This is a genomic window from Legionella sp. D16C41 (genome assembly GCF_048541585.1).
Lineage (GTDB): Bacteria > Pseudomonadota > Gammaproteobacteria > Legionellales > Legionellaceae > Legionella_C.
On sequence record NZ_CP183303.1, the window covers coordinates 2,971,805 to 2,994,513 of the forward strand.

Sequence of the window (22,709 nt, forward strand, 5' to 3'; positions counted from 1 at the left end):
TTTGGATGGCTCAATCTATAATAAATAATGATAATCGCACAACCACTACTTCTCATCTTGCTGTCATTGGTGCTGGCCCATCAGGTTTAGCTGTTAGCCTTTTTTTAAAAAATACGCCTGATATTTTAGAAAGTAAAAGTCATGTTGGCGGACATGCTTCCTCATTTTTTATTGACGGATTTACTTTTGACTATGGCCCACATATTTTATTTTCTCGCGATCAGGATATTTTAAATTTTATTATTGCCACCCTAGGAGATAATATAGCCCAATGTCGCCGCAATAATAAAATTTCATACAAAGATCGATTACTCAAATACCCTTTTGAAAATGACTTAGGCTCACTGCCTTTAGAAGATAATTATGACTGCATCCGTCATTTTATTTTTAATCCTTATAAAGAAAAATATGCCAATCCAAACAATATGCGCGAGTGGTTTTTAAAAACCTTTGGGGAGGGAATTTGCTCGCGCTATTTGTTTCCCTATAATGAAAAGATATGGAATATTCCAGTAGAAAAACTTTCCATGTCTATGGCAGATCGCATTCCAACGCCACCTCCTGAAGATATATTGAAATCTTCTTTGGGCTATAAAACAGAAGGCTATTTGCATCAACTTTATTATTCTTATCCTAAAGTTGGCGGTTACCAGGCAATTTGTGAGGCTTGGAAAAAAGACTTACCTGTTACTTATCAATTTACTGTCGATAAAATTGAATTTATAAATGGCAAAATCAAATTACATGATAGTCAAGGCCATGTGAGAGAATATGAACAAGTCATCAGCACAATGCCAATAGATGAATTAATTACAAAGGTAACTATTGCCATACCTGATGATATTAAATTTGCAGTAGAAAAGTTAATTATTAACCCAATGTTTGTCATTTCTTTTGCTGTAGAAGGTATTGATCCAAATCAATATACGGCGGTTTATTTTCCAGAAGCTGAATTTTGGGTCAATCGCATAAGCTATCCTTGTACTTTTTCTTCTGCTAATGGGCCGAAAGGGCACTGGAGTTTGCAAGCAGAAATTACCTGCACTAAAGACTCAACACTTTGGAATAAGTCAGATGCAGAAATTGTAACTCACGTAAAGCGGGGATTACAAAAGCGTAACTTGCTACCCGATGACGATACTATAGTCTTTGCTAAAATCGATCGGATACCACATGCTTACGTAGTCTATGATGTAGGTTATGAAGAACATGCTAGTAAAGTACGGTCGTGGTTTGCTTCTCATGGGATATACTTACTAGGCCGTTTTAGTTATTTTGAATATATTAATGTTGATATGGCAGTGGAAAGCGCCCTTAAACTTGCTGCGTGCTTAAATAATGATAAGAGAGATTATCTACAAATAAAATCTCTGTATTTAAAAAATGCTTTAAATAAATTAACTAGGGCTGATTTACAGTAGATATAACTTTTATTTTAAATTTATAAAAGTACTTATCCTCATTTGAAAGAAGCAACGAAAAAAGTTCATCATTAATTTTTTGTATTATTCTAGTAGCTAGCAAGATAGCGGAGAAAAACTCAATGAATGCTAACACTGATCCTATCGGAAAATATATTACTGTTGCCATGATCACTAAAAATGAAGAAAAAGCTGTGGCAGGAGTTATTCAAGATATTAAAAAAATCGTACCAGAAGCTGAAATTATTATTGTTGATTCGAGCCAAGATGAAACACCATCGATTGCTAAAGCATGTGGTGCCACAGTCATTCGTCAATTTCCCGCGTGTGGTTATGGCCCAGCTATGGAACGTGCATTACGCGAGGCAAATCGCCAAGTTATTATTACTTTAGACTGTGATAATACTTATCCTGCCCAGAAAATTCCTGAACTTGCTGCACTTATTCTTAACGAAGGTTATGATTTAGTAAATACATCACGATTGCAAAAAAAGCCACAAGCTATGCCCTGGCTTAATTACTTAGGTAATCTAACGTTTGCTTGGTTTGCAAGCTTGCTATTTTTTCAGCGGTTTACTGATCTTCATAGCGGCATGCGTGCATACCGTAAAACAATGTTAGATAATTTACAATTTGACGCTAAAGGCGAGGCCCTACCTGTTGAGCTTCTTTTAAAACCCATTATATCTGGTTATAAAGTTCATACTATCTTTATCGACTATCAAGAAAGGATTGGGTACAGTAAATTAAATACTTGGGGTACTATTTGGTGGACATTAAAGCGAATCATCAAGGTTAGAATGCACTCGACAGTAAAACTGGGTTTAACTTTATGATTTTATAATTTGATTTATAATAAATTTAATCCCTAATAGCTATAAATTTTTTTGCAATTACTTAAAAAAAAACTTACATTAAAATTATATAGTTTCACTAGACTTTATCTTATCAGACTTTCATTGGATGAAGTGGAAAAGTATCTTTACGGAAGAAGAAGATGGTCTATACCGAACAATATTTAAATGAAGTAATAAACATTATTAATCAGCTAGATATTAATCCAATTGAGCAAATAGTTGATTTGCTTGTTAACCTTAAAAAATCGGCAGGACGATTATTCTTTCTTGGTGTTGGAGGCAGTGCGGCCAATTGTTCTCATGCTGTAAATGATTTCCGGAAAATTGTTGGAATTGAAGCTTATACACCTACGGATAATATTGCAGAGCTCACTGCAAGGATAAACGATAGTGGCTGGGAAACAACTTTTGTTGAGTGGTTAAAAATTAGTAAGCTATCTGACAAAGATATGCTGTTTGTATTTTCAGTAGGAGGCGGGGATTTAACCAAAAATATTAGCCCAAATATTGTAGTCGCTCTACAATATGCAAAATCAATAGAAGCTAAAATAGTTGGGATTGTTGGAAGAAATGGAGGTTATACGGCTCAAATAGCTAATGTATGCATTGTTATTCCAACTGTAAATGAGCAAACAATAACACCGCATGCCGAAGCGTTTCAAGCGATTCTTTGGCATTTAATAGCATCACATCCAAAATTAACAGCTAAAACCTAAACATAAGTTGTTTACTTAGAAAGGAACTCTTTGTGAGCACAAATAATGAATGAAAAAATTGAAAAGCTGAAAGTAAAAATATTTTCTGATGGAACTGATAAGGCCAATTTTTTAGAGTTATATAAGCAACCTTATATAAAAGGATGGACAACTAATCCAACTCTTATGCGTCAAGAAGGAATAGTAGATTATCAAGCCTTTGCAGAAGAAATTCTTACCTTTATTCCGAATAGACCTATTTCTTTTGAAGTCATTGCAGATGATTTTAATGAGATGGAGCAACAAGCGTTAACAATTTCTTCGTGGGGAAAAAATGTTTATGTAAAAATCCCAATCATAAATACCCGTCGTGAAACCAGTTATGCCTTAATTAAAAAATTGACAGCACAACAAATTAAAGTAAATGTCACTGCCATTATGACTTTAGAACAAGTACGCCATATTATTCCAGCTCTTTCACCTGAAGTACCTAGTTATATTTCTGTCTTTGCTGGACGTATTGCTGATACAGGACAAGATCCGCTTCCTGTCATGATAGAAGCATTAAAAATCATTAAAACTAATCCGCAAACAGAATTAATTTGGGCGAGCACTCGTGAACTATTTAATATCTTTCAGGCTGATAAAATTGGCTGCCATGTTATTACAGTCTCCCAAGATATACTAAAAAAACTGCACTTAATTGGTTATAGCTTGGATGATTACTCATTAGATACGGTGAAAAAATTTTATATGGATGCTATAGCAGCTAGAATAAAGTTATCTCATTAGGGACGTTTATGATTATTGCACGTAGTCCACTGCGAATTACGCTTGGTGGTGGTGGAACAGATTTGCCATCTTATTATCGAGAGCATGAAGGGTTTTTAATTGCTGCAGCAATCAATAAATATGTTTATGTGACTGTCCTTAAACCTTTTAGCAAAGGAATTTACCTTAAATATTCTGAATTAGAATATGTTCATTCTGTTGAGGAGATAAGGCATAAAATTTTTCGAGAAATTTTACGTTTACCCAATTTATATACTAATCAAATTGAGCTGACCTCTCTTGCTGATATTCCTGCTGGTACTGGTTTAGGCTCCTCTGGCAGCTTTACAACAGCCCTACTAGCAGCTTTATATGCGCATAATCACAAATTAATATACCCGCAAGAATTAGCAGAGCTAGCTTGTCATATAGAAATAGAACAGTTAGATGAGCCAATAGGAAAACAAGACCAGTATATAGCGGCTTTTGGTGGCTTAACTTGTTTTAACTTTCATAAAAATGACAAAGTAACAGCAACCTCATTAAACATCTCACAAGATATGCTTTTTGATTTGGAAGATAATCTCTTATTATTTTTTACCGGCTATTCAAGAAACGCCGGTAATATCCTAAAAAATCAAAATGATAAGACGCAGAAAAAAGACGATAAGATGTTAACCAATTTACATTTTATTAAGCAATTAGGTTATCGTATTAAAGAAGCTTTAGAACAAGGTGATGGTAGGCGTTTTGGGGAGCTTATGAACGAGCATTGGGAGTATAAAAAACAACGCTCAAACAATATGAGTGATACTCAGATTGATAAATGGTATGAATTAGGAGTAAAAAATGGCGCAGTTGGCGGTAAACTTGTTGGCGCCGGTGGTGGTGGTTTTTTAATGTTTTATGCTAATGATCGTAATAAATTACGCCAAGTAATGCGACAGGCAGGCCTAGAAGAAGTACGATTTAGTTTTGATTTTGAAGGAACAAAGGTCGTACTTTCATGAATCAAGTTAGCTTAAGCGAGATAGGTTAAATGGCAGACAAATTATTTTGTCGTGGGGCATTAATCATATATATACTTTTAGTATATGCTTTTTATCCAACCTTTCATCTTTCCGTTGATTCTGTACCTCATACTTTATATCAATATTTAGCTCAAAGTTTTCTTTCAGGACACCTAGATTTATTAGTACAACCCTCTCAAGAATTACTTCATTTGCCTGATCCTTATGATTCTATAAAAAATTATAAGCTTAGGCTGCCTGATGCATCGTTGTATAACAGTAAATACTATATTTATTTTGGGCCACTTCCAATTATAATATTTCATTTGCCGTTTAAATTATTAACAGGCTTTTACCCTTCAGATGATCTAGCTGCTTTTTTCTTTTTAGCCATAGGATTTATGGTTAACTTTTTTCTAGTTATGAAGATAAAAGAACAATATTTTTCTCATATTTCAGAACTGCAATTAGGTTTCATGGGTGCCTTACTTGGGTTTACCAACGGGGCACCGTTTTTATTATCCAGGCCTCTTGTTTATGAAATAGCAATTGCCTCTGCATTTTGTTTTATGAGCCTTGCTTTATTTTTTCTTTATAAAATAACCCACCAGAACAAAACAAAAGATATTGTCTTATTTAGTTTGTGTTTATCACTTTGTGTAGCCGGACGACCGCATTTTGTTATCATCTGTTTTTTTCTTTTATGCGCGCTTTTACTTTATTTATTAAAGCATGCTAATAAGCCAGTTCTTACTCTTATTACAGCTTTATTTATTCCAGCTATTGCAGTTGGCTTTATGTTAGCATTGTATAATTATCTGCGCTTCGGCTCTATTTGGGACTTCGGTCATTTTTGGCAACTGTCTTGTAATAATATACAGGCCTTACATGGGGAATTAGTTGATCTAAGTAAAATTCCCCGCAATCTTGTTTATAGTTTTTATTTTTATTTTCTGCAACCGTTTAAAATAGTTGATCTTTTTCCTTATATAAGGTTGATTTGGCATAACTGTTGGTATCATATTGATAATGATTATTATCTTGAAGCCATTGCCGGCGTATTAATTACCACGCCATTTATTCTTTTAGTTTTTGCTTTACCTAAATTACTGTTAATCTACTTTAGAGAAAAAAGTCAGGAAACTCCTTTATTGTGGTTCTTATCTTTTACTTTTTTTGTCCCCCTCATTAACGCTTTATTTTTGCTTCTCCTTCCCTTTGCTATTCAACGATATCAAGTAGATTTTATCCCTTATTGGATTTTTCTTGCTATTATTACCCTTTGGTTATACGAAGATTATGCTTCTCATTCAATATATTTTAAATTTGTAAGAATTATTTTTATCATTACAGGAGTCATTAGTATCTATGTAGGATTTAGTTTTGGCTTAGCTTATTGGAGTCCCTTACCGTAATTTCTCTTGTAAGTTCCTAATCATTGCTAAGGCTGATGAGCGGATAGCCTCCGCAGAATTTTGTTTGCAACGCCAGCCTATAGATTGAATTTTGTTAGTATTTAAACGTACTGTTGGTACATCACCTTTCCAACCTCTATCACCTCCAGTAAATTTGAAATCGACTGGTTTTTCTATATTCATACACTCTATGATAATGTTAGCGATGTCACGGACACTAATATAATCGCCTGTAGCTACATTATATACTTCATATTTTTGTGTCATCTGACTATGAACCAATAAAACGGCAGAAATTACATCGTGAATATGAATATAAGATTTGCTTTGTAAACCATCTCCTAAAATCTCAAGTGTAGTCGGATCAGCATTTAATTTGTTTATAAAATCATACCCTACACCATGAGTTTGACGAGGCCCGACAACATTTGCAAAACGAAAAACGCACGCAGTTAAATCAAACATGTGGCAATAACTACAAATAAACGCTTCACTTGCAAGCTTACTAGCTCCATAGGTTGAAATAGGGTACATACCAGCTTGATCTTCTGTGCTTTCTATATCAACCTCTCCATAAACACCGCTACCTGAAGTATAAATAATTCGCTTAATTTGAGCTAAGCGAGCTGCTTCTAAAATCTGATAGGTAAGATAAGTTCCTTCCGTGAAGTCAATACTTGGCTGTGAAATAGCCCGGGCAATATCAGGATTAGCGGCAAAATGCATAACAACGTCATGTCCTTTTATGGCTTCATTAAGTTTACTTGTTTCTTTAACATCACCTTTAATAACTATGAAACGGGCATCTTTATTGTGCTGTTGATAATGCCACACTTTGCCAGAAGAAAAATTATCGTAAATTGTTACTTTATTAGTTGTATCCATACTTAGTAATGTGTCAATAAAATGAGAGCCAATAAAACCTGCACCACCTACTAGAAAATAATTTTTAAAGTTCATCTGGTTTATCCTATTTTTAGTATGAAGGATGAATTAAGCTTGCTAAAAAATTTAAGCGCTTACTAAACCCTTTTATGACGCATTTATAATTAATCTTAACTGTATTGCTTTATGAAAAGATTTTCATTCATAAACTGTAGGTTTTTTTCGGCGATCTTTTAATTGGCTTTGTTTAGATTTATCGTCCATTATTTTTTGCTTTAATCGTCTTGAGCGTCGTTTTTTTTGCCGTTTTATTTTTTCAATTGCTTGTTGCTTTTTTGATTTTTCTTCAGACAAGACTGCAGCTAATTTTTCACAAAGCCTGACTCTAGCAAAATAACGATTATCTTCACGACTTCGTGTTTCTTGACACTTTATTTCAATACCTGAAGAGAGATGCTTTAAGTAAACTGTTGAAGCCGTTTTATGTAGATTTTGACCGCCCCTGCCGCTGCCTATAATAAATTTTTCTGTAAGCTCGCTATCATAAATAGCTAGTTTCTCCATCCAAATTTTCAAATTATCCCATTTTTCTTTATTAATCATGGCAGCGGTCTCTAAACTTATGAACTAAGTGTAAACGCTCAAATAACCCTGTCAACTTAACTTAAGCATTCTATCATCTCGGCGTAGGCAGAGATTCATCTTATTACTCGCACGCTGCCTAGATAACAATAGCTTCCCACTGGCATGAGAATGACATAATAAAAATCTATCTAATAATTGAAAATAATTGATTGAGGTAATATCGCCCTTTTTTGAGCAAAATCAGCATAAGGCGCCCAAATTAATTATAATATATACAAACTGCTTTAAAAATAGAGAATTATGCGTGGTAAATTATTCATAGATCTAAGTACACTTGCGCCCCGTGGCGAGAACCCACTGTTACGTAAACAATATCCAAAAGTTAATTTTTTCACTGGTTCAACATCTTGTAGCTTAATTTATTTAGCTGAATTATATGAGCGTGGTGAAAAGCGACTATTACTGCCTACCCGCGAATTAATGTTAAAGGGCTTTGCAATATATGCTGGTGAATTAGGAAACGTTTTTTCAAAAAATTCTATCAATCGAAATGCTATTTCAGGGTGTGATTTTGCAAGAGCTGTAAATGCCTTAAATTGGTCCAAAAAAATGGTAGAAGCCCCGTGGACCAAAGTCGGAGCTCAAAATAAGCTAGCTAAATTAGAAGCAAATCTTAGTCATTTAAACGAAACAAACCAAGCAGAAAGTTCAATTTCAGAAAAACAATATGAACAATTCATAGAATCCATACAACAGTTAGAATTACAAATTCAAAATTTAAAAAATCAAATTGCTGATTTTGACTCTCTGAGTGAAGATAAACAACAGTTGATAGTTCAACCTTTTCCCATTGTTTTCGCTTTTAAAGTGGAAAAAGTTAACCTAGATTGCAAATCTAGTGCAATTTCGGGCGAAGTAGTTGCTGAAGGTGGTTGTACTTATAGGCAATTAGAAGCAGTCTTTGTGCCTGCTGATAAAATTGTCCTAGTTCAAGCTCTTCTACCTGAAGGTAGCGAAAAAGTTCAAGATATTGCCTTCTTAGAAGAAACCTTAAACCCTAGATTAAGTCAAAATAACTCCGCTGGCTTAGGAATATAGTCTTTGAGCACCGTAAAAAACATTTTTAAATCAAGCTTAAATAAATCATAAGTTATGTTATAACTATAATTCTATGGACTAAAGAATAAAAAATCATGACCATCGCTACTTATCAGTCAAAAAGGATAGGGCCTGTTACTATTAATATTAATAACAATGGAGTAACTATTTCCTCAGAGCGTTTGGAACTTAAATCACTTAATCAAGGCAATCAGTCCTATTTAATTACCCAATATAAGCTTCTTTTAGGTAGTCTAGAAAATACTAAATTATTTGGTGAAGGTAATGTTTGGAGCGAAAAAGCAGTAGAAGAATTTGTATTAAGTGCAATAGCCTGCTGGAACAGAAAAGAGACTTTTGGTGTTTTTGCTGTATATGATAAACAAACGAAAACTTTTTTAGGCAGTTTATCAGTTAGTCAAGCACTAGATGACTTTGCTCATATTGGTACTGGACATCGTAATGCCGCTGAAATTGGCTACATAATTGATAAACAATTTGGTGGTAAAGGCTATGGCACAGAAATCGCTATTTTAGGGAAAAAATATATTAAGCATTTTAATGCAGAAACTAAGCAAACGTTGCAAAATAACATAAAAGAAATTGTTGCCACTGTTCATCCACTAAACGAAGGCTCAAAAAAAATTTTACAAAAAACACTTAAACACCAAGAGCCTCAAGAATTTAAAAAATTTGGCGACAAACCTAGAATTTTATTTTTTAAACCATTAAAGGCTCCCCTAGAATCTTCAAACTTTTCTAACAAGATTATAAATCCCTAAGATAGCGAGCCCTATTACTTTAAGCTTTTTATAACGGACAAACAATAAAACTATCCTTTTTACTTCCTACGTCTCGCGCGGGATTGAGCGCGCCAGTTAAATCACTGAAGCTCGTGGATAAGGCCCCAGGCGCAGGTCTAGAAAAAGAGTTTTTAACTATTTTAGCTTTTTTATTTAGCACAATCCTTAAACTAAATTTATATAAATCCTTAATATTGTCCTAATATTGAACAGTTATAATAAAGTTTTGAAAATTAATTTTATTATCATGCCTGATCTAACGCGCAAACAATTTGTAAAGATATGTACCCAAGCCATTTTTAATACTAGAAGTAAAATTACTATTAATAATCAAAAAAGTGGTTATCAAAAATTTCATTGGGAAATTAAAGAAAATGATTATTTTTACGCTAAAGCTCGACCTGCATTAAAAGGTAATAAAGATCCAGTCTTTTTACATGATGCTATTGAGCATATAGGTTTAGGTAATTGCAATGAATTAGCTGACTACCTTTTAGTAGAAATCGGCAAAGAAATTAACAATTTCAATAATAGTAACAATAACAATAACAATAACAATGACAATGCTATAGCAAAAATGAGTATTATCCGCTCTAAAAAAGTCGATCATGTTTATGTAGAAATCTTTATTCAATTGGCTGATGAAAAACATCCCTCACTCTGGGAGGTCGATGCTTGGGATCCCCGCATTATAGATGTGAGTAGACGGCCTGATGGGTCAATAAAAAATGTTGAAGCGCTTGATTATGGCTATGAGGTCAAAGTTAGAGCGTCTTTTTCTTCAGACAAAATTGATTATCACAAAGAGTATAGCTTCTTTAATGTTTCTAAACCAAAACCTGGGTGTTCCACAGGAAATTGTACACCAGAAAGAGAAATATTAAGAAAACATCGTGATCTATACAGCGATTACACGATTGAGGAGGCCGTTAAAAAGAAAAAGCTTGATCCAGATGGTGAAATTCACTATTTACAAAAAGCCTCAGATTGGCAATGTAAGAAGAGTTAACTTTTCTACACTAAATACTTTATACTAAGTTAGTTACTATGAATTAGAACAGTTACACTAATAGTAAAAAACAATAAAAAATTTCTAGTACGTAAGGAAAATGCTATGGATGGCGTTATTGTGATTGCAATAATCCTTTTTTTTGCACTATGCCTAGGCCTAATAAAATTCTTTGCTTCTTTATCCTGGGGACAGAAATGATTACTTATTTCATTTGTGGAATAATTACCTTTATGTTACTTATTTATTTATTGGTTGTTTTATTTAAACCAGAAATCTTTTAATTCGTAGAGTGTCATTCACTAAGTTTTAAACAAAGCAGAAGTGCGTAAAGCTATAGTATGTACATAGACGTACATGACTTAAGCTAATGAGCTTGCAACTTAGTATAAAGCTTAGTGGGTGCCGCTATATTCATGGAAAGGACTCTATGATCACCGAAATTGGTTTATACCAAATCCTTTTTTATCTTTTTATGCTTTTGCTTCTTGTTAAGCCCTTAGGGCTATATATGGCAAACATTTATGAAGGCAAATCACTGTGGATTAATCGACTTGGGCGCCCTATTGAATCGATTTTATATCGCCTCTGTCGGATTAATACTAGTCAAAGTATGGACTGGCAACGTTATTTATTGTCTATGCTTGTTTTTAATTTTATTGGTTTAATAGCTGTCTATATTATTCAACGCTTACAAGCCTATCTTCCTTTAAACCCACAACATTTGACGGCTATTTCGCCAGAACTTGCTTTTAACACGGCTGTAAGTTTTACCACCAATACTAATTGGCAATCTTATAGTGGTGAAACTACTATGAGTTATTTAACTCAAATATTAGCACTTACCACCCAAAATTTTCTTTCTGCAGCAACTGGAATGTCTTTATTAATTGCTTTTAGTCGTGGTATTTCGCAACGTGAAAATACAAGTCTTGGTAATTTTTGGGTAGATACTACACGTGGAACACTTTATATTCTGCTACCACTATCGTTTATTTTTGCTTTAATTTTAGTTTCACAGGGCGTAATTCAAACTTTTAAACCTAATGAAAAAGTTAAACTTTTACAGCCCTTAAATTATGCGCAGCCACTCAATAATACAACAGCAGCTCCTAACTTAATCACCGAGCAAATTATTCCCATGGGGCCAGTTGCCTCTCAAATTGCTATTAAGCAGCTAGGGACAAATGGTGGCGGCTTTTTCAACACTAACTCCGCACATCCTTTTGAAAATCCAACACCCTTAACTAATTTTTTAGAAATGTTAGCCATTTTACTTATTCCTGCTGCACTTTGTTATACTTTCGGCGTTATAGTGAAAGATACACGACAAGGATGGGCTATTCTTACTGCTATGTACCTTCTTATTATTCCCTTTATTGCCTTAGGCGTTGTTGCAGAACATAAAGGAAATCCCGCCCTAACGGCTATGGGTGTCAACCCAACGGCAATTCCTTTTGCCTATCCTGGTGGCAATATGGAAGGCAAAGAAACTCGCTTTGGTATAATAAATTCAGCTCTTTGGGCTGTCGCTACCACAGCTAGCTCTAGCGGCTCAGTCAACTCAATGCATGACTCTTATACTCCCTTAGGGGGGCTTGCGCCTTTATGGATGATGCAGTTAGGTGAAGTTGTTTTTGGCGGGGTAGGTTCCGGTTTATACGGCATGTTAATGTTAGTTATTATTGCCGTTTTTGTAGCCGGTCTCATGGTGGGCCGAACACCTGAATATTTAGGTAAAAAAATAGAACCTTTTGAAATGAAGATGGCCTCTATCGCAGTCTTAGTTATGCCGATGCTTGTACTTATTTCTACAGCTATAGCCTGCGTTACACCAGCAGGTGTAAGCGCTATCGGTAATCCTAAAATGCATGGTTTTAGTGAGATTCTTTATGCATTTACCTCCATGGGCAATAACAATGGCAGTGCCTTTGCAGGACTTAATAGCAATATATCATTTTATAATCTTTTAGGTGGCTTTGTTATGCTTATGTCGCGCTATTGGATAGCAATTCCGGTCATTGCTATTGCAGGCTCCTTGGCACGCAAAAAAATTCTTCCCCAAAATGCAGGCACATTAGCCACCCACACCCCTATTTTTATTCTGCTTCTTATTGGCATAACTATTTTAGTCGGTGCTTTATCGTTTCTCCCAGCCCTAGCCTTAGGGCCTATCGTTGAGCACCTAAATCTTTGGGGACAATATGGGCACTAAATCACATCAGTCTTCGCTCTGGGACACTAAGGTTATTAAAATTGCTATAGGTAACTCTTTTTTAAAATTAACGCCAAAACACCAAATAAAAAATCCCGTCATGTTTACCGTGTATGTTGGCTCTTTAATGACAACTGCTCTTTTTATTAGAGCTTTAGTTGGCGAGGGCGAAGCACCAGCTGGATTTATTCTAGCCATTACCTGTTGGCTTTGGTTTACCTTACTTTTTGCCAATTTCGCTGAGAGTATGGCGGAAGGACGCGGTAAGGCACAAGCACAAGCTTTAAAAAAGGCGAGACGTGAAATTCAAGCTAAAAAATTAGCAAAACCCTCTAGAGATTCTTCATTTACTTTAGTCCAATCTGCTCTTTTGCGAAGTAACGATATTGTTTTAGTTGAAGCAGGAGACTTTATCCCAAGTGATGGAGAAGTCATTGAAGGGATTGCATCAGTCAATGAAAGTGCTATTACTGGTGAAAGTGCACCTGTTATTCGTGAAAGTGGCGGCGATAGAAGTGCTGTTACGGGTGGCACTCAAATTCTTTCTGATTGGTTGATCATTCGTATCACTTCTAATCCTGGGGAAACTTTCTTAGATAAAATGATTTCCTTAGTAGAAGGCGCAAAGAGGCAAAAAACACCTAATGAACTGGCCCTTACTATTTTATTAGCAGGGCTTACTATTATTTTTTTGTTAGTGTGTGCCACCCTTCTTCCTTTTTCAATTTATAGCGTTACCAGTGCAGGATTAGGCAAAGTTATTACAATTACCGTACTAGTGGCCTTATTTGTATGCCTTGCACCAACTACCATCGGAGGTTTACTTTCAGCGATTGGTATTGCTGGCATGGATAGAATGATTCAAGCTAATGTCATTGCCATGTCAGGACATGCTGTAGAAGCTGCAGGCGATGTTGATGTTCTGCTATTAGATAAAACAGGGACCATTACTTTAGGTAATCGAGAAGCTATTGAATTTATACCCGCAGCAGGTATTTCAGCTCAAACCTTAGCAGATGCAGCGCAACTGGCCTCACTAGCTGATGAAACTCCTGAAGGTCGAAGTATCGTCATTTTAGCAAAAGAAAAATATGGTCTTAGAGAACGTAATATTCATAAATTAGGCGCAACATTTATCCCTTTCACCGCAGAAACTCGCATGAGTGGCGCTAATTTACCGGGTCGGCAAATTAGAAAAGGGGCTGCACAAGCAATTGAGGAATATATTAATGAAATTGGCGGCCATTTTCCTGAAGATATTCAACATCACGTAGAACAAATCTCTCGTAAAGGTGGTACAGCACTCGTTGTTGCAGAGGAGAAAAAGGTATTAGGCGTTATTTACCTCAAAGACATTGTGAAAGGCGGCATTCGAGAGCGATTTGCAGAACTTAGGCGAATGGGTATTAAAACCATTATGGTAACCGGTGATAATCCCCTAACCGCTGCAGCAATTGCTGCAGAAGCTGGCATTGATGACTTTTTAGCCAATGCCAAACCTGAAGATAAATTAAAATTAATTCGCAAATTGCAAACCCAAGGTCATTTAGTTGCAATGACCGGTGATGGAACCAATGATGCTCCAGCTTTAGCACAAGCCGATGTTGCTGTTGCTATGAATACGGGCACACAAGCTGCAAAAGAAGCAGGAAACCTAATTGATTTAGATTCAAATCCTACCAAATTAATTGAAGTAGTTGAAATTGGCAAACAACTCTTAATGACACGAGGCTCTTTAACTACCTTTAGTATAGCCAATGATATCGCCAAATATTTTGCTATTCTTCCAGCTGCCTTTACTAGCACCTACCCGGTATTAAATAGCTTAAATGTGATGCACTTAGCGACGCCTGCTAGTGCTATTTTATCGGCTGTTATCTTTAATGCAATTATTATTATTTTCTTAATTCCTCTGGCTTTACGTGGTGTTAAATACCGTCATGCAGAAGCTGCAAAATTACTACGTAGTAATGTATTTATTTATGGTTTAGGTGGCTTAATTGTGCCCTTTATCGGTATTAAGCTAATTGATTTAATCCTATTTGGCTTAGGATTAGTTTAATTCATTTAAAAGGACTTATTATGTTAAAAGAAGTCGCAGCGCAATTAAAAATAGCCTCTATATTCCTTTTAATATTTTTGATTTTAACTGGTTTAATTTATCCTCTTGTAGTTACAGCAGTTGCCCAACTACTTTTTCCAGTAAAAGCTAATGGCAGTTTAATTAAGCAAAATGATACTTTGATTGGCTCACACTTAATTGGACAATTTTTTTCACATCCTACTTACTTCTGGGGTCGACCCTCGGCAACAATGCCTTATCCTTATAATGGGGCAGCTTCCAGCGGGTCAAATCTAGGACCTACTAATCCACATTTTCTAGCACAAGTAAGAGAACGTATTAATTTTGTCACACAGACACAAAGTGGCCCATTGATACCGGTGGATCTAGTAACTGCATCAGGAAGTGGACTTGACCCCGATATTAGCCCCCATGCAGCCTATTTTCAAGCGGCTCGTATTGCCAAAGCTCGCAACCTTCCGCTAGAAACGATACAAAATTTAATAAAGCAACACATTCAATACCCTACTTTAGGATTTTTAGGAGAAACACGTGTTAATGTTTTGGAATTAAACCTCGCTTTAGATAACTTAAGAGATACTCATGGTCAAGCAACGCTTAAGCCCTGATAAATTACTGCAACACGCTATTGAAAAAGAGCGCAAAGAAAGTACGGGTAAACTCAAAATATATTTGGGAGCCGCGCCTGGGGTCGGTAAGACCTATGAAATGTTGCATGATGCACTTGAAAAGCGTAGCCAGGGCCTTGATGTTCTTGTTGGAATTGTAGAATCCCATGGCCGCAAAGAAATTGAAAAACTATTAAAAAAATTTGAAATTTTACCCAGACAAACTGTCCCTTATCGTGAAAAAGATTACCAAGAATTTGATCTCGATAAAGCCTTACAGCGTCATCCAGGCTTAATTTTAGTTGATGAAATGGCCCATACTAATATACCTGGTTTAAGACATGATAAACGGTGGCAGGATATTAAAGAACTACTTGACCGCGGAATCGATGTTTATACTACTTTGAATGTGCAACATATTGAAAGCTTAAAAGATGATGTCGCTCAAATTATTAAAGCGTCTATTCATGAAACGGTTCCTGATTCGATGATTGAGCAAGCAACTTTTATTGAGCTTATTGATTTACCGCCTGAAGATTTACTTATTCGTCTACAAGAAGGAAAAATCTACTTTCCTAAACAAGCTGAGTTAGCGCAAGAGAGTTTCTTTCGACTGGGTAATTTAATTGCTTTACGGGAATTAGCACTTCGCGTAACTGCAGAGCACGTTGGTGCTGAAGTATTATGGTATCGACAAGGTGAAGGGATTAAAGAAATCTGGCCGGTAAAAGATAAAATACTCGTTTGCGTTGGGCCAAAACCTGAAACGCTAGAGCTTATTCGTACCGCCAAGCGCCTAGCTTCCAACTTACAAGCAGAATGGCTTGCAGTATATATCGATACACCCAATCAATCTGTAGAAGATGCACGCCGAAGAGCAATTCAAAATTTAAGATTAGCAGAGCGCCTGGGTGCTGAAACTCATGTTTTAAGTGGTTTTGATATTGTTAAAGAAATTATCGAGTTTGCTCATGAGCAAAATGTTACCCAAATTATGATTTGGAAACACATAGTTAGACGTTGGCGCGATTGGTTTCGTCGAAACTTAGCTGATGAAATTGTTCGTTACAGTGAAAAAATTGATGTTTATATCATGACCAAAAAGCCTTCTAAGGAAATTTTGCCTAAAAAACGGCAAGCACAACCAACACCTTGGAAAGGCTATGGTATTAGTATTGGTCTTGTTAGCTGCATTACTCTATTAAACGTCTTTCTTTATAAATTTATCGGTTCAAATAATCTAATTATGTTTTATTTACTTGGTGTGACGTTAATAGCACTTAACGGCAGAATAGGACCTTCCATTTTAGCGTCTGTTTTAAGTGTCCTTGCTTATAATTTTTTCTTTATTTCGCCTGTCTATAGTTTAACAGTGGCTGATATTGAAAATATTAGTACTTTGATAATGATGCTTGTAATTGCATACATTATCAGTCATTTAACTATTTTAATTCGTCGCCAAGCAGAGTCAGCCAGGTTTCTACAGCATCGAACAACAGCTTTGTATACTTTCAGTAAAAAACTAACTACAGCACATGGACTTGATAACATATTAGCGATTGGCGTTAAGCAAATAGCACAGATTTTTAATAGTCAAATCATTGTTCTGCTTTCCAATAGTAAAGATAAAAAGCTAGAAATTAGAACTAGTTTTCCTCCTAATTTAAGTTTAAATAACAAAGAATTTAGTATTGCTCAATGGGTTTTTGATATGCAGCTACCTGCAGGACTAGATACCGATACCCTAGCGTCGGCTGATGCACTTTATTTACCTTTAATAGGCTCATCACAAATTCAAGGTGTGATACGTATAAAACCCGAGCAATTATTCGCCCCCGAACAAAAAACATTTCTAGAAGCTTGTATCAATCAATTTGCTTTAGCACTAGAAGTAAAAAGAGTATCAGAAAGAACAATAAAACAAGAATTAGAAATAGAAACAGACCGGGCTCGAACGACGTTATTAGCCTCTATTTTTCATGATTTGTGTTTTCCTTTAAAACGAGTAATCCAGACAATTTATGAATTAAAAAATATAAAAGAGGTAAAAGATAAACTTATTGCAGATAATATTGATTATGAGATCAACAAGCTTAATCGGCTAAATAATAACCTTTATCAAGTTATCCAGTTAGAAGCTGAAGCGATAAAGCTTAAAAAAGAGCCAGCCTCCTTAAAACAACTTATTAATAATGTTATTCCAATAGCTACCAAAAATTTTGAGAAAAGACCTATCGAAGTAAATCTTCCTGATAAATTACCTTTAATTTCCTTAGACAAAAAGCTAATTCAAGAAGTATTACTTCATTTATTAGATAATGCGATTAAATTTTCTCCCTATAATTCAAAAATTCAGATTACCGTTCAAATAAATGAAGAAAATGTTACAGTAAGTGTAATAGATTATGGTCTAGGTATTACTCCAGATGAAAAAAAGAAGCTTTTTAAAAAATTTTATCGCGGTAAAAAAATTGTTGCCGAGCATGGCCTAGGTTTAGGGCTAGCAATTTGTAAACAAATTATTGATGCTCATCAAGGTATTATTTGGCTTGAAAATATTGAAAATCAAGGTGCCGCTGTTCATTTTACGCTGCCTATAAATCAGGCTTAATTACCAGCAAAATAATGTTATAGCTAATGGGCATACACTAAGAGTAGTTGACTATTTAGGGAATAAATCGATGAATAATTGGATGATTTATGGTGCAAATGGTTATACTGGCGAATTAATAGCTAGAGAAGCGAAAGCACGTGGCCTTAATCCAGTCATTGCTGGACGTAACGCTAGTAAAATTAATTCTTTAGCAAAAGAATTAAACCTGCCTAGCGAGGTTTTTGATTTGCTTGATGAGCAGGAAGTCAAAAGGCAACTTAACAATATGCAATTAGTTTTAAATTGTGCAGGTCCCTTTTCCGCTACTAGCCAACCTATGATTAAAGCCTGTATTCAGACAGGTACTCACTATCTTGATATTACAGGCGAAATCTCCGTCTTTGAATATGCTTATCAACAAAATTTATTAGCAAAAGCTGCCAATATTATACTCTGCCCAGGTGTGGGATTCGATGTTATCCCAACTGATTGTTTGGCGGCGCAATTAAAGAAAGCCTTGCCAGATGCACATTATTTAGTATTAGGATTTGATAGTAACTCAAGTTTATCACCTGGAACGGCAAAAACGGCTGTAGAAGGTTTAGCACAAGGCGGAAAAGTTCGTATTGATGGAAAAATAAAAACGTTACCTTTAGCTTGGAAAACCCGCAGAATTAATTTCGGTCGTGGTGAAAAGCTCGCAACGACTATTCCCTGGGGCGATATAAGTACAGCTTATTACACAACTGGTATTCCTAACATTGAAGTGTATATCCCAATGCCTGCAAAAAGAGTTTCTATGTTAAAAAGAGTTAATTATCTACGCTGGCTATTAGGATTAAAGCCTATACAAAATTTTTTAAAAAAGAAAGCCGCCCAACAGCAAGGTCCTAATGCTGAAGCATTAAATGGGGTTACCTATGTTTGGGGCGAAGTAAAAAATGCTAAAGGTGAGAGCAAAACTGCAACCATTACTACAGCCAATGGCTATGCGCTTACCGTCGAAGGTAGCTTAGCAGTTGTTTTACATTTACTAGAACATCCCGAAGAAAGTGGTTACAAGACCCCTTCTCAGCTCATGGGAGCTGACTTCATTAATAAACTTACAGGCAGCAATAAGCTTAAAATCTGATAGCTGCTTTCTAATGATAGATGGGCGTTTGCTAAAATTTCTCTCATAGCTGCTACTTAATGCTTTATTTCAACGAATAACGCACTCCACGTATGCTTCAGGTACAAATCTACATAAATTGCCTAATTTACTATCGTTCTATGGAAATAAATAATCTGCAGTACTTTAGTTTTAAACTGACCGTTTGTGAGCTTAATAAATCCTTAATGATTACATATTATACTAAACGACTATTTATTTATAAATTAATAGGGTTATTAATATGGCGTTACCTACGACAATAACTGAATATAGTCAACAATCTTTAAAAAAAAATAATGTGTGGGAGGCTGCCATTTTGCCTCTTTCTAATACTATTGTTGAAGGTAGCACTAAATATGTTCCTATTAGCCAAATTGGATTCCCAAGTTGTCGAATAGATAGCAATTCAACAGTTATAAAAAATTTTTTAAACATATGTGAAGCAATTCGAGAAGAAAATACTTCTGATCTTGCTGTAATTAGTAAAATACAATTGCTGGTATCACAGACTTTAAATTTATTTCCAACGGATAAAAATTTTATGGGACGTGATTATAAAAATCCAACTCGCGAAAAAATCAATCAGAAATACGCATTACAGCAACAACACTGTACATTTTTCTCAGGAATTGAAGACAAAGCAGCACCTCTTAGTGAATATCTTATAGCAAAAACTGCGGATTGTCGCGCAACTAATTTATTATTTGCACTCGCATTAAAACATGTTGGTTTTGATGTCAAATGGGCTTATGTACAAGTACAACGAGCTAAAGTTGATTCTAATGGTGTTTTAAGTGAGCTTAATTCACCACATGATCATGCTATCGTATTATGGAATCCCCCAGACAAATCTAGTCTTATCGTTCTTGATTCTTATTGTAGTGAATATCATGGCTATAGATTTGAAGATTTACAAAAAGGTATAGATAGAAACCAAATTAAACGATTTTCAATGATAGACAAAAATAGCTTTATACAAACGCTTCATTTATATCATGGCTATGAACAACATAATGGTGGTGAAACAGGAAAGCCCGATCGGATATATAGTAATAATGATAACAAGAATTTTAGCGGTATTTGGAAAGTAAATGACTATCCACTTGCACGAGTAATTGAACAACAACCTGTCAAACCAATAAAATGCAGTGCTGCCAACATTTTTTGATAGAAACACCTATATTGTAAAAAACTGATTTCTGTTAAATTAATTTACTAGAACTGACTTAAGACCTTTACTTGGTATTTATCGTAGCAATAAATGTTTGCTTAGAATAAGGATTTTTTATGAAACAATGCTTGTTTATAATTTTCTCTTTATTGCAAATTACAACTGCTTTTGCTGCACAAAAAATGATGGTTTGCACGCTGAAAGGATTAAAAGACAACCTTATATTACCTATTCCCCATAAAACAGGAAACTTGCCTAAGATAGATTTTCCGTATCCTGTAGATACAGCAGTTTTCGTGATGCGGGAAGGAAATTTACTGGTGGTAGCCATGGATCAAGAAGAAAAAACACGACCGCGAATCTTTATTTCAGCCCAAGCAGGCAACAATAATACAGAATTTAAAGGGCAATTTATGACTGATTCCGGCGGAAATGAACTTCAATTAGATAACGGACCTGTATTTTGTAAATTAAAATAATAATCAATAGACCTCTTGCATAACCTATTTATTTTGCGTGAGTGCAAGGCGCAAGGGTTTTGAGGAGCGGAGTTTACATGGCGTAAATGAGCACCGGAGAAACCCTTGCAACACAGCAATCGCGTAAACTAAATAGGTTATGCAAGAGGTCTAATATAGTTAAGTAAAACAAAATAAACTCAAGCCGAGCTTTAAAATACACCTATCTTGCCGATTAGCTATAATTATGATGAGGCACGAATCCTCTAAGTTATTGCTTTGGTCGATGCCAAAAGTAAATGAACGCATAGCTTAAAGGCGATACTTAAACGCTTTAAGTTAATTTACTGACTCCAGAGATTATTGCACAGAAGTTTCTAGACGATGTAATTAACCTAAGTTCGATATTATTTAAGCTTCGATTAAGGTATTAAAATAAGTTAGGCAGTGCTTTTGGGCTGCAAAACACATACAGCAGGAGCTAATATTAAATTGCTCGCTATTAAGCAGTTTAATTAATACAGCTTTATTTGTGCCTAAGTCTATGATTTTGCAAGTTTAATATAATTTGCAAACGGTCATTTGGCCAGTATCGCTTTATTAAATTGCATAATAAGAAGCTTATTAAATGCCGAATGGATTATACAATTGCATCAATTTTATAGGGATATTAATTATGGCAACATTAATTGAAGATCCTAAGATCAAAGAGCTAATCAAAAAATTTACCAATATGTCTCAGGCTGAACTTATTAATGATATTTTTCGCCATGAGAAAGAAGTGCGGGGCATAGATTGGTTAGCATACGCCGCTAAAGGTCCAGATGGAATGGCAGAAGCTAAGAAGAAAGCACACGAATATCTTACAAAGCTCAAATCTGATTTAGGTGTTAAGGATGAAGATATTGACGATTTCAAGCTCGCCATGGGGGACGATGTTCAGGTAATGCCCGCCTGGGGAATTAATGAAAAAGAAGCAAAAGAATGGAAAAACGCCAGTGGTGAAGAACTTGAAAAAATGGTTACTTTCCGCCTTCGCGTCATGCAATCACTAGAATTGAGCAGCGGCGATGGCATTTTTGCAGAAATTAGCCTTTCAATTGGCGTATTTGCTTGGCTTAAGAGAGCTTATAATGCCTATAAAGTAGCTCGTATGGCAGGATATACTAGTCTTTCATCTGCTATACAGGGTATACGAGCCGTGACATTAAATGCCACAAAAGCATTTGTTGCGACCGTTGTAGTGGCAATTATTGCTGAAATCATTTTATGGATGATGGAGAAAAAAGCAGTTGTTTACACTGTGCTCGTTAATATGACCGACCATGATTTAATCATGCAAGGTATTACCACTATCAATGGCAAACAAACAGTCCAGTTCGTAGATCCTTTGGATGAAAAACAACGCAATGCCCTTAATAAACGAACTATCATAGATTTACCGGAAGGTCGTGAAGCGAATTATTGGGTAGGACTTTTTTCTGCCAGTAAAAGAGATATGGCTCTTATCGGCAGTTTAGGTTCTTATAATTTCGTTGCATGCCCACCCTTCCCAGATTCAGTCTATGTTGGCTGGGAAATTCCACTTAGTGGTTTATTCGGTGGACCTAATCGCTGTCTTGTCTCTGCGACACCAGAACAGTCAACGACTGATTTTGCTAAGAAAACCTCCAGTAAAGGTACTTTATATAGTACTTCTAAGAGTGCAAGTGGAGCTATCGTTACTGCAAAAATGCATTCCGGAGATGGTAGCGAGGGCTATATGTCAGTAATTTTTGAATCGAAATAACCACATAAGGAGAACTTGATATTAAATTTAAGCTAGAAGCTGAACATAAAGCTTTTTTAGTATCAAATTCGGCTGATTTTTTTCAGTTTC

General features: G+C 35.4%; 20 protein-coding genes. 18 read left to right on the plus strand and 2 right to left on the minus strand.

The window, feature by feature from the left end; genetic code table 11:
- Positions 1 to 5: 5 nt before the first annotated feature.
- The 6 genes from ACNVED_RS12880 (at position 6) to ACNVED_RS12905 (ending at position 6,169) form a co-directional block, all read left to right on the plus strand.
- Complete coding sequence (locus ACNVED_RS12880) at positions 6 to 1,421, plus strand: protoporphyrinogen/coproporphyrinogen oxidase (protein WP_419419394.1); 1,416 nt, start codon at positions 6 to 8, stop codon at positions 1,419 to 1,421.
- Between the two features lie 122 nt (positions 1,422 to 1,543).
- The gene (locus tag ACNVED_RS12885; protein WP_419419395.1) at positions 1,544 to 2,257 is read left to right on the plus strand and encodes a glycosyltransferase; all 714 of its coding nucleotides are present in this window, start codon (positions 1,544 to 1,546) and stop codon (positions 2,255 to 2,257) included.
- A 161-nt stretch (positions 2,258 to 2,418) separates the two neighbouring features.
- Positions 2,419 to 2,994, plus strand: coding sequence for an SIS domain-containing protein (locus tag ACNVED_RS12890; RefSeq protein ID WP_419419396.1), 576 nt, complete (start codon positions 2,419 to 2,421; stop codon positions 2,992 to 2,994).
- Between the two features lie 45 nt (positions 2,995 to 3,039).
- The gene (locus ACNVED_RS12895) at positions 3,040 to 3,765 is read left to right on the plus strand and encodes a transaldolase (RefSeq protein WP_419419397.1); all 726 of its coding nucleotides are present in this window, start codon (positions 3,040 to 3,042) and stop codon (positions 3,763 to 3,765) included.
- An 8-nt stretch (positions 3,766 to 3,773) separates the two neighbouring features.
- On the plus strand, positions 3,774 to 4,754 hold the full coding sequence (locus tag ACNVED_RS12900) for a hypothetical protein (protein WP_419419398.1): 981 nt from the start codon (positions 3,774 to 3,776) through the stop codon (positions 4,752 to 4,754).
- A gap of 29 nt (positions 4,755 to 4,783) precedes the next feature.
- On the plus strand, positions 4,784 to 6,169 hold the full coding sequence (locus ACNVED_RS12905; RefSeq protein ID WP_419419399.1) for a hypothetical protein: 1,386 nt from the start codon (positions 4,784 to 4,786) through the stop codon (positions 6,167 to 6,169).
- Here the strand turns inward: ACNVED_RS12905 and ACNVED_RS12910 are convergent.
- Positions 6,161 to 7,129 carry an NAD-dependent epimerase/dehydratase family protein gene (locus ACNVED_RS12910; RefSeq protein ID WP_419419400.1) on the minus strand — a complete coding sequence of 323 codons (969 nt, stop codon included), beginning with the start codon at positions 7,127 to 7,129 and terminating at the stop codon, positions 6,161 to 6,163. The genes ACNVED_RS12905 and ACNVED_RS12910 overlap by 9 nt on opposite strands.
- Positions 7,130 to 7,252: 123 nt before the next feature.
- Entirely contained in the window at positions 7,253 to 7,657 is a 405-nt protein-coding gene (locus ACNVED_RS12915) for a peptide chain release factor family protein (RefSeq protein ID WP_419419401.1), read from the minus strand.
- A gap of 282 nt (positions 7,658 to 7,939) precedes the next feature.
- Here ACNVED_RS12915 and ACNVED_RS12920 point away from each other — a divergent pair, with 282 nt between their 5' ends.
- The 12 genes from ACNVED_RS12920 (at position 7,940) to ACNVED_RS12975 (ending at position 22,619) form a co-directional block, all read left to right on the plus strand.
- Entirely contained in the window at positions 7,940 to 8,737 is a 798-nt protein-coding gene (locus tag ACNVED_RS12920; protein WP_419419402.1) for a hypothetical protein, read from the plus strand.
- 95 nt (positions 8,738 to 8,832) lie between these two features.
- Entirely contained in the window at positions 8,833 to 9,519 is a 687-nt protein-coding gene (locus ACNVED_RS12925; protein ID WP_419419403.1) for a GNAT family N-acetyltransferase, read from the plus strand.
- A 268-nt stretch (positions 9,520 to 9,787) separates the two neighbouring features.
- On the plus strand, positions 9,788 to 10,549 hold the full coding sequence (locus tag ACNVED_RS12930; protein ID WP_419419404.1) for a hypothetical protein: 762 nt from the start codon (positions 9,788 to 9,790) through the stop codon (positions 10,547 to 10,549).
- A 197-nt stretch (positions 10,550 to 10,746) separates the two neighbouring features.
- Positions 10,747 to 10,833 carry a K(+)-transporting ATPase subunit F gene (kdpF, locus tag ACNVED_RS12935; RefSeq protein WP_419421196.1) on the plus strand — a complete coding sequence of 29 codons (87 nt, stop codon included), beginning with the start codon at positions 10,747 to 10,749 and terminating at the stop codon, positions 10,831 to 10,833.
- A gap of 146 nt (positions 10,834 to 10,979) precedes the next feature.
- Complete coding sequence (gene kdpA / locus ACNVED_RS12940; protein ID WP_419419405.1) at positions 10,980 to 12,764, plus strand: potassium-transporting ATPase subunit KdpA; 1,785 nt, start codon at positions 10,980 to 10,982, stop codon at positions 12,762 to 12,764.
- Entirely contained in the window at positions 12,754 to 14,826 is a 2,073-nt protein-coding gene (kdpB, locus tag ACNVED_RS12945; protein WP_419419406.1) for a potassium-transporting ATPase subunit KdpB, read from the plus strand. Before kdpA ends, kdpB begins: the two co-directional genes overlap by 11 nt.
- A 20-nt stretch (positions 14,827 to 14,846) precedes the next feature.
- Positions 14,847 to 15,455 (plus strand): potassium-transporting ATPase subunit KdpC, encoded by a 609-nt coding sequence (gene kdpC, locus ACNVED_RS12950; protein WP_419419407.1) that lies wholly within the window; start codon positions 14,847 to 14,849, stop codon positions 15,453 to 15,455.
- Entirely contained in the window at positions 15,430 to 18,066 is a 2,637-nt protein-coding gene (locus ACNVED_RS12955) for a DUF4118 domain-containing protein (RefSeq protein WP_419419408.1), read from the plus strand. Before kdpC ends, ACNVED_RS12955 begins: the two co-directional genes overlap by 26 nt.
- A 70-nt stretch (positions 18,067 to 18,136) precedes the next feature.
- Complete coding sequence (locus tag ACNVED_RS12960) at positions 18,137 to 19,180, plus strand: saccharopine dehydrogenase family protein (RefSeq protein WP_419419409.1); 1,044 nt, start codon at positions 18,137 to 18,139, stop codon at positions 19,178 to 19,180.
- 262 nt (positions 19,181 to 19,442) lie between these two features.
- Entirely contained in the window at positions 19,443 to 20,369 is a 927-nt protein-coding gene (locus ACNVED_RS12965) for a hypothetical protein (protein WP_419419410.1), read from the plus strand.
- A 119-nt stretch (positions 20,370 to 20,488) separates the two neighbouring features.
- Positions 20,489 to 20,851 carry a hypothetical protein gene (locus ACNVED_RS12970; RefSeq protein WP_419419411.1) on the plus strand — a complete coding sequence of 121 codons (363 nt, stop codon included), beginning with the start codon at positions 20,489 to 20,491 and terminating at the stop codon, positions 20,849 to 20,851.
- Between the two features lie 655 nt (positions 20,852 to 21,506).
- Complete coding sequence (locus tag ACNVED_RS12975) at positions 21,507 to 22,619, plus strand: hypothetical protein (RefSeq protein WP_419419412.1); 1,113 nt, start codon at positions 21,507 to 21,509, stop codon at positions 22,617 to 22,619.
- The last annotated feature ends 90 nt before the right edge of the window (positions 22,620 to 22,709 follow it).

Bases quoted from the DNA above. Each gene is read 5' to 3' on its own strand.
- ACNVED_RS12880 (WP_419419394.1), top strand. From the start codon at position 6: ATGGCTCAATCTATAATAAATAATGATAATCGCACAACCACTACTTCT.
- ACNVED_RS12885 (WP_419419395.1), top strand. From the start codon at position 1,544: ATGAATGCTAACACTGATCCTATCGGAAAATATATTACTGTTGCCATG.
- ACNVED_RS12890 (WP_419419396.1), top strand. From the start codon at position 2,419: ATGGTCTATACCGAACAATATTTAAATGAAGTAATAAACATTATTAAT.
- ACNVED_RS12895 (WP_419419397.1), top strand. From the start codon at position 3,040: ATGAATGAAAAAATTGAAAAGCTGAAAGTAAAAATATTTTCTGATGGA.
- ACNVED_RS12900 (WP_419419398.1), top strand. From the start codon at position 3,774: ATGATTATTGCACGTAGTCCACTGCGAATTACGCTTGGTGGTGGTGGA.
- ACNVED_RS12905 (WP_419419399.1), top strand. From the start codon at position 4,784: ATGGCAGACAAATTATTTTGTCGTGGGGCATTAATCATATATATACTT.
- ACNVED_RS12910 (WP_419419400.1), bottom strand. From the start codon at position 7,129: ATGAACTTTAAAAATTATTTTCTAGTAGGTGGTGCAGGTTTTATTGGC.
- ACNVED_RS12915 (WP_419419401.1), bottom strand. From the start codon at position 7,657: ATGATTAATAAAGAAAAATGGGATAATTTGAAAATTTGGATGGAGAAA.
- ACNVED_RS12920 (WP_419419402.1), top strand. From the start codon at position 7,940: ATGCGTGGTAAATTATTCATAGATCTAAGTACACTTGCGCCCCGTGGC.
- ACNVED_RS12925 (WP_419419403.1), top strand. From the start codon at position 8,833: ATGACCATCGCTACTTATCAGTCAAAAAGGATAGGGCCTGTTACTATT.
- ACNVED_RS12930 (WP_419419404.1), top strand. From the start codon at position 9,788: ATGCCTGATCTAACGCGCAAACAATTTGTAAAGATATGTACCCAAGCC.
- kdpF (WP_419421196.1), top strand. From the start codon at position 10,747: ATGATTACTTATTTCATTTGTGGAATAATTACCTTTATGTTACTTATT.
- kdpA (WP_419419405.1), top strand. From the start codon at position 10,980: ATGATCACCGAAATTGGTTTATACCAAATCCTTTTTTATCTTTTTATG.
- kdpB (WP_419419406.1), top strand. From the start codon at position 12,754: ATGGGCACTAAATCACATCAGTCTTCGCTCTGGGACACTAAGGTTATT.
- kdpC (WP_419419407.1), top strand. From the start codon at position 14,847: ATGTTAAAAGAAGTCGCAGCGCAATTAAAAATAGCCTCTATATTCCTT.
- ACNVED_RS12955 (WP_419419408.1), top strand. From the start codon at position 15,430: ATGGTCAAGCAACGCTTAAGCCCTGATAAATTACTGCAACACGCTATT.
- ACNVED_RS12960 (WP_419419409.1), top strand. From the start codon at position 18,137: ATGAATAATTGGATGATTTATGGTGCAAATGGTTATACTGGCGAATTA.
- ACNVED_RS12965 (WP_419419410.1), top strand. From the start codon at position 19,443: ATGGCGTTACCTACGACAATAACTGAATATAGTCAACAATCTTTAAAA.
- ACNVED_RS12970 (WP_419419411.1), top strand. From the start codon at position 20,489: ATGAAACAATGCTTGTTTATAATTTTCTCTTTATTGCAAATTACAACT.
- ACNVED_RS12975 (WP_419419412.1), top strand. From the start codon at position 21,507: ATGGCAACATTAATTGAAGATCCTAAGATCAAAGAGCTAATCAAAAAA.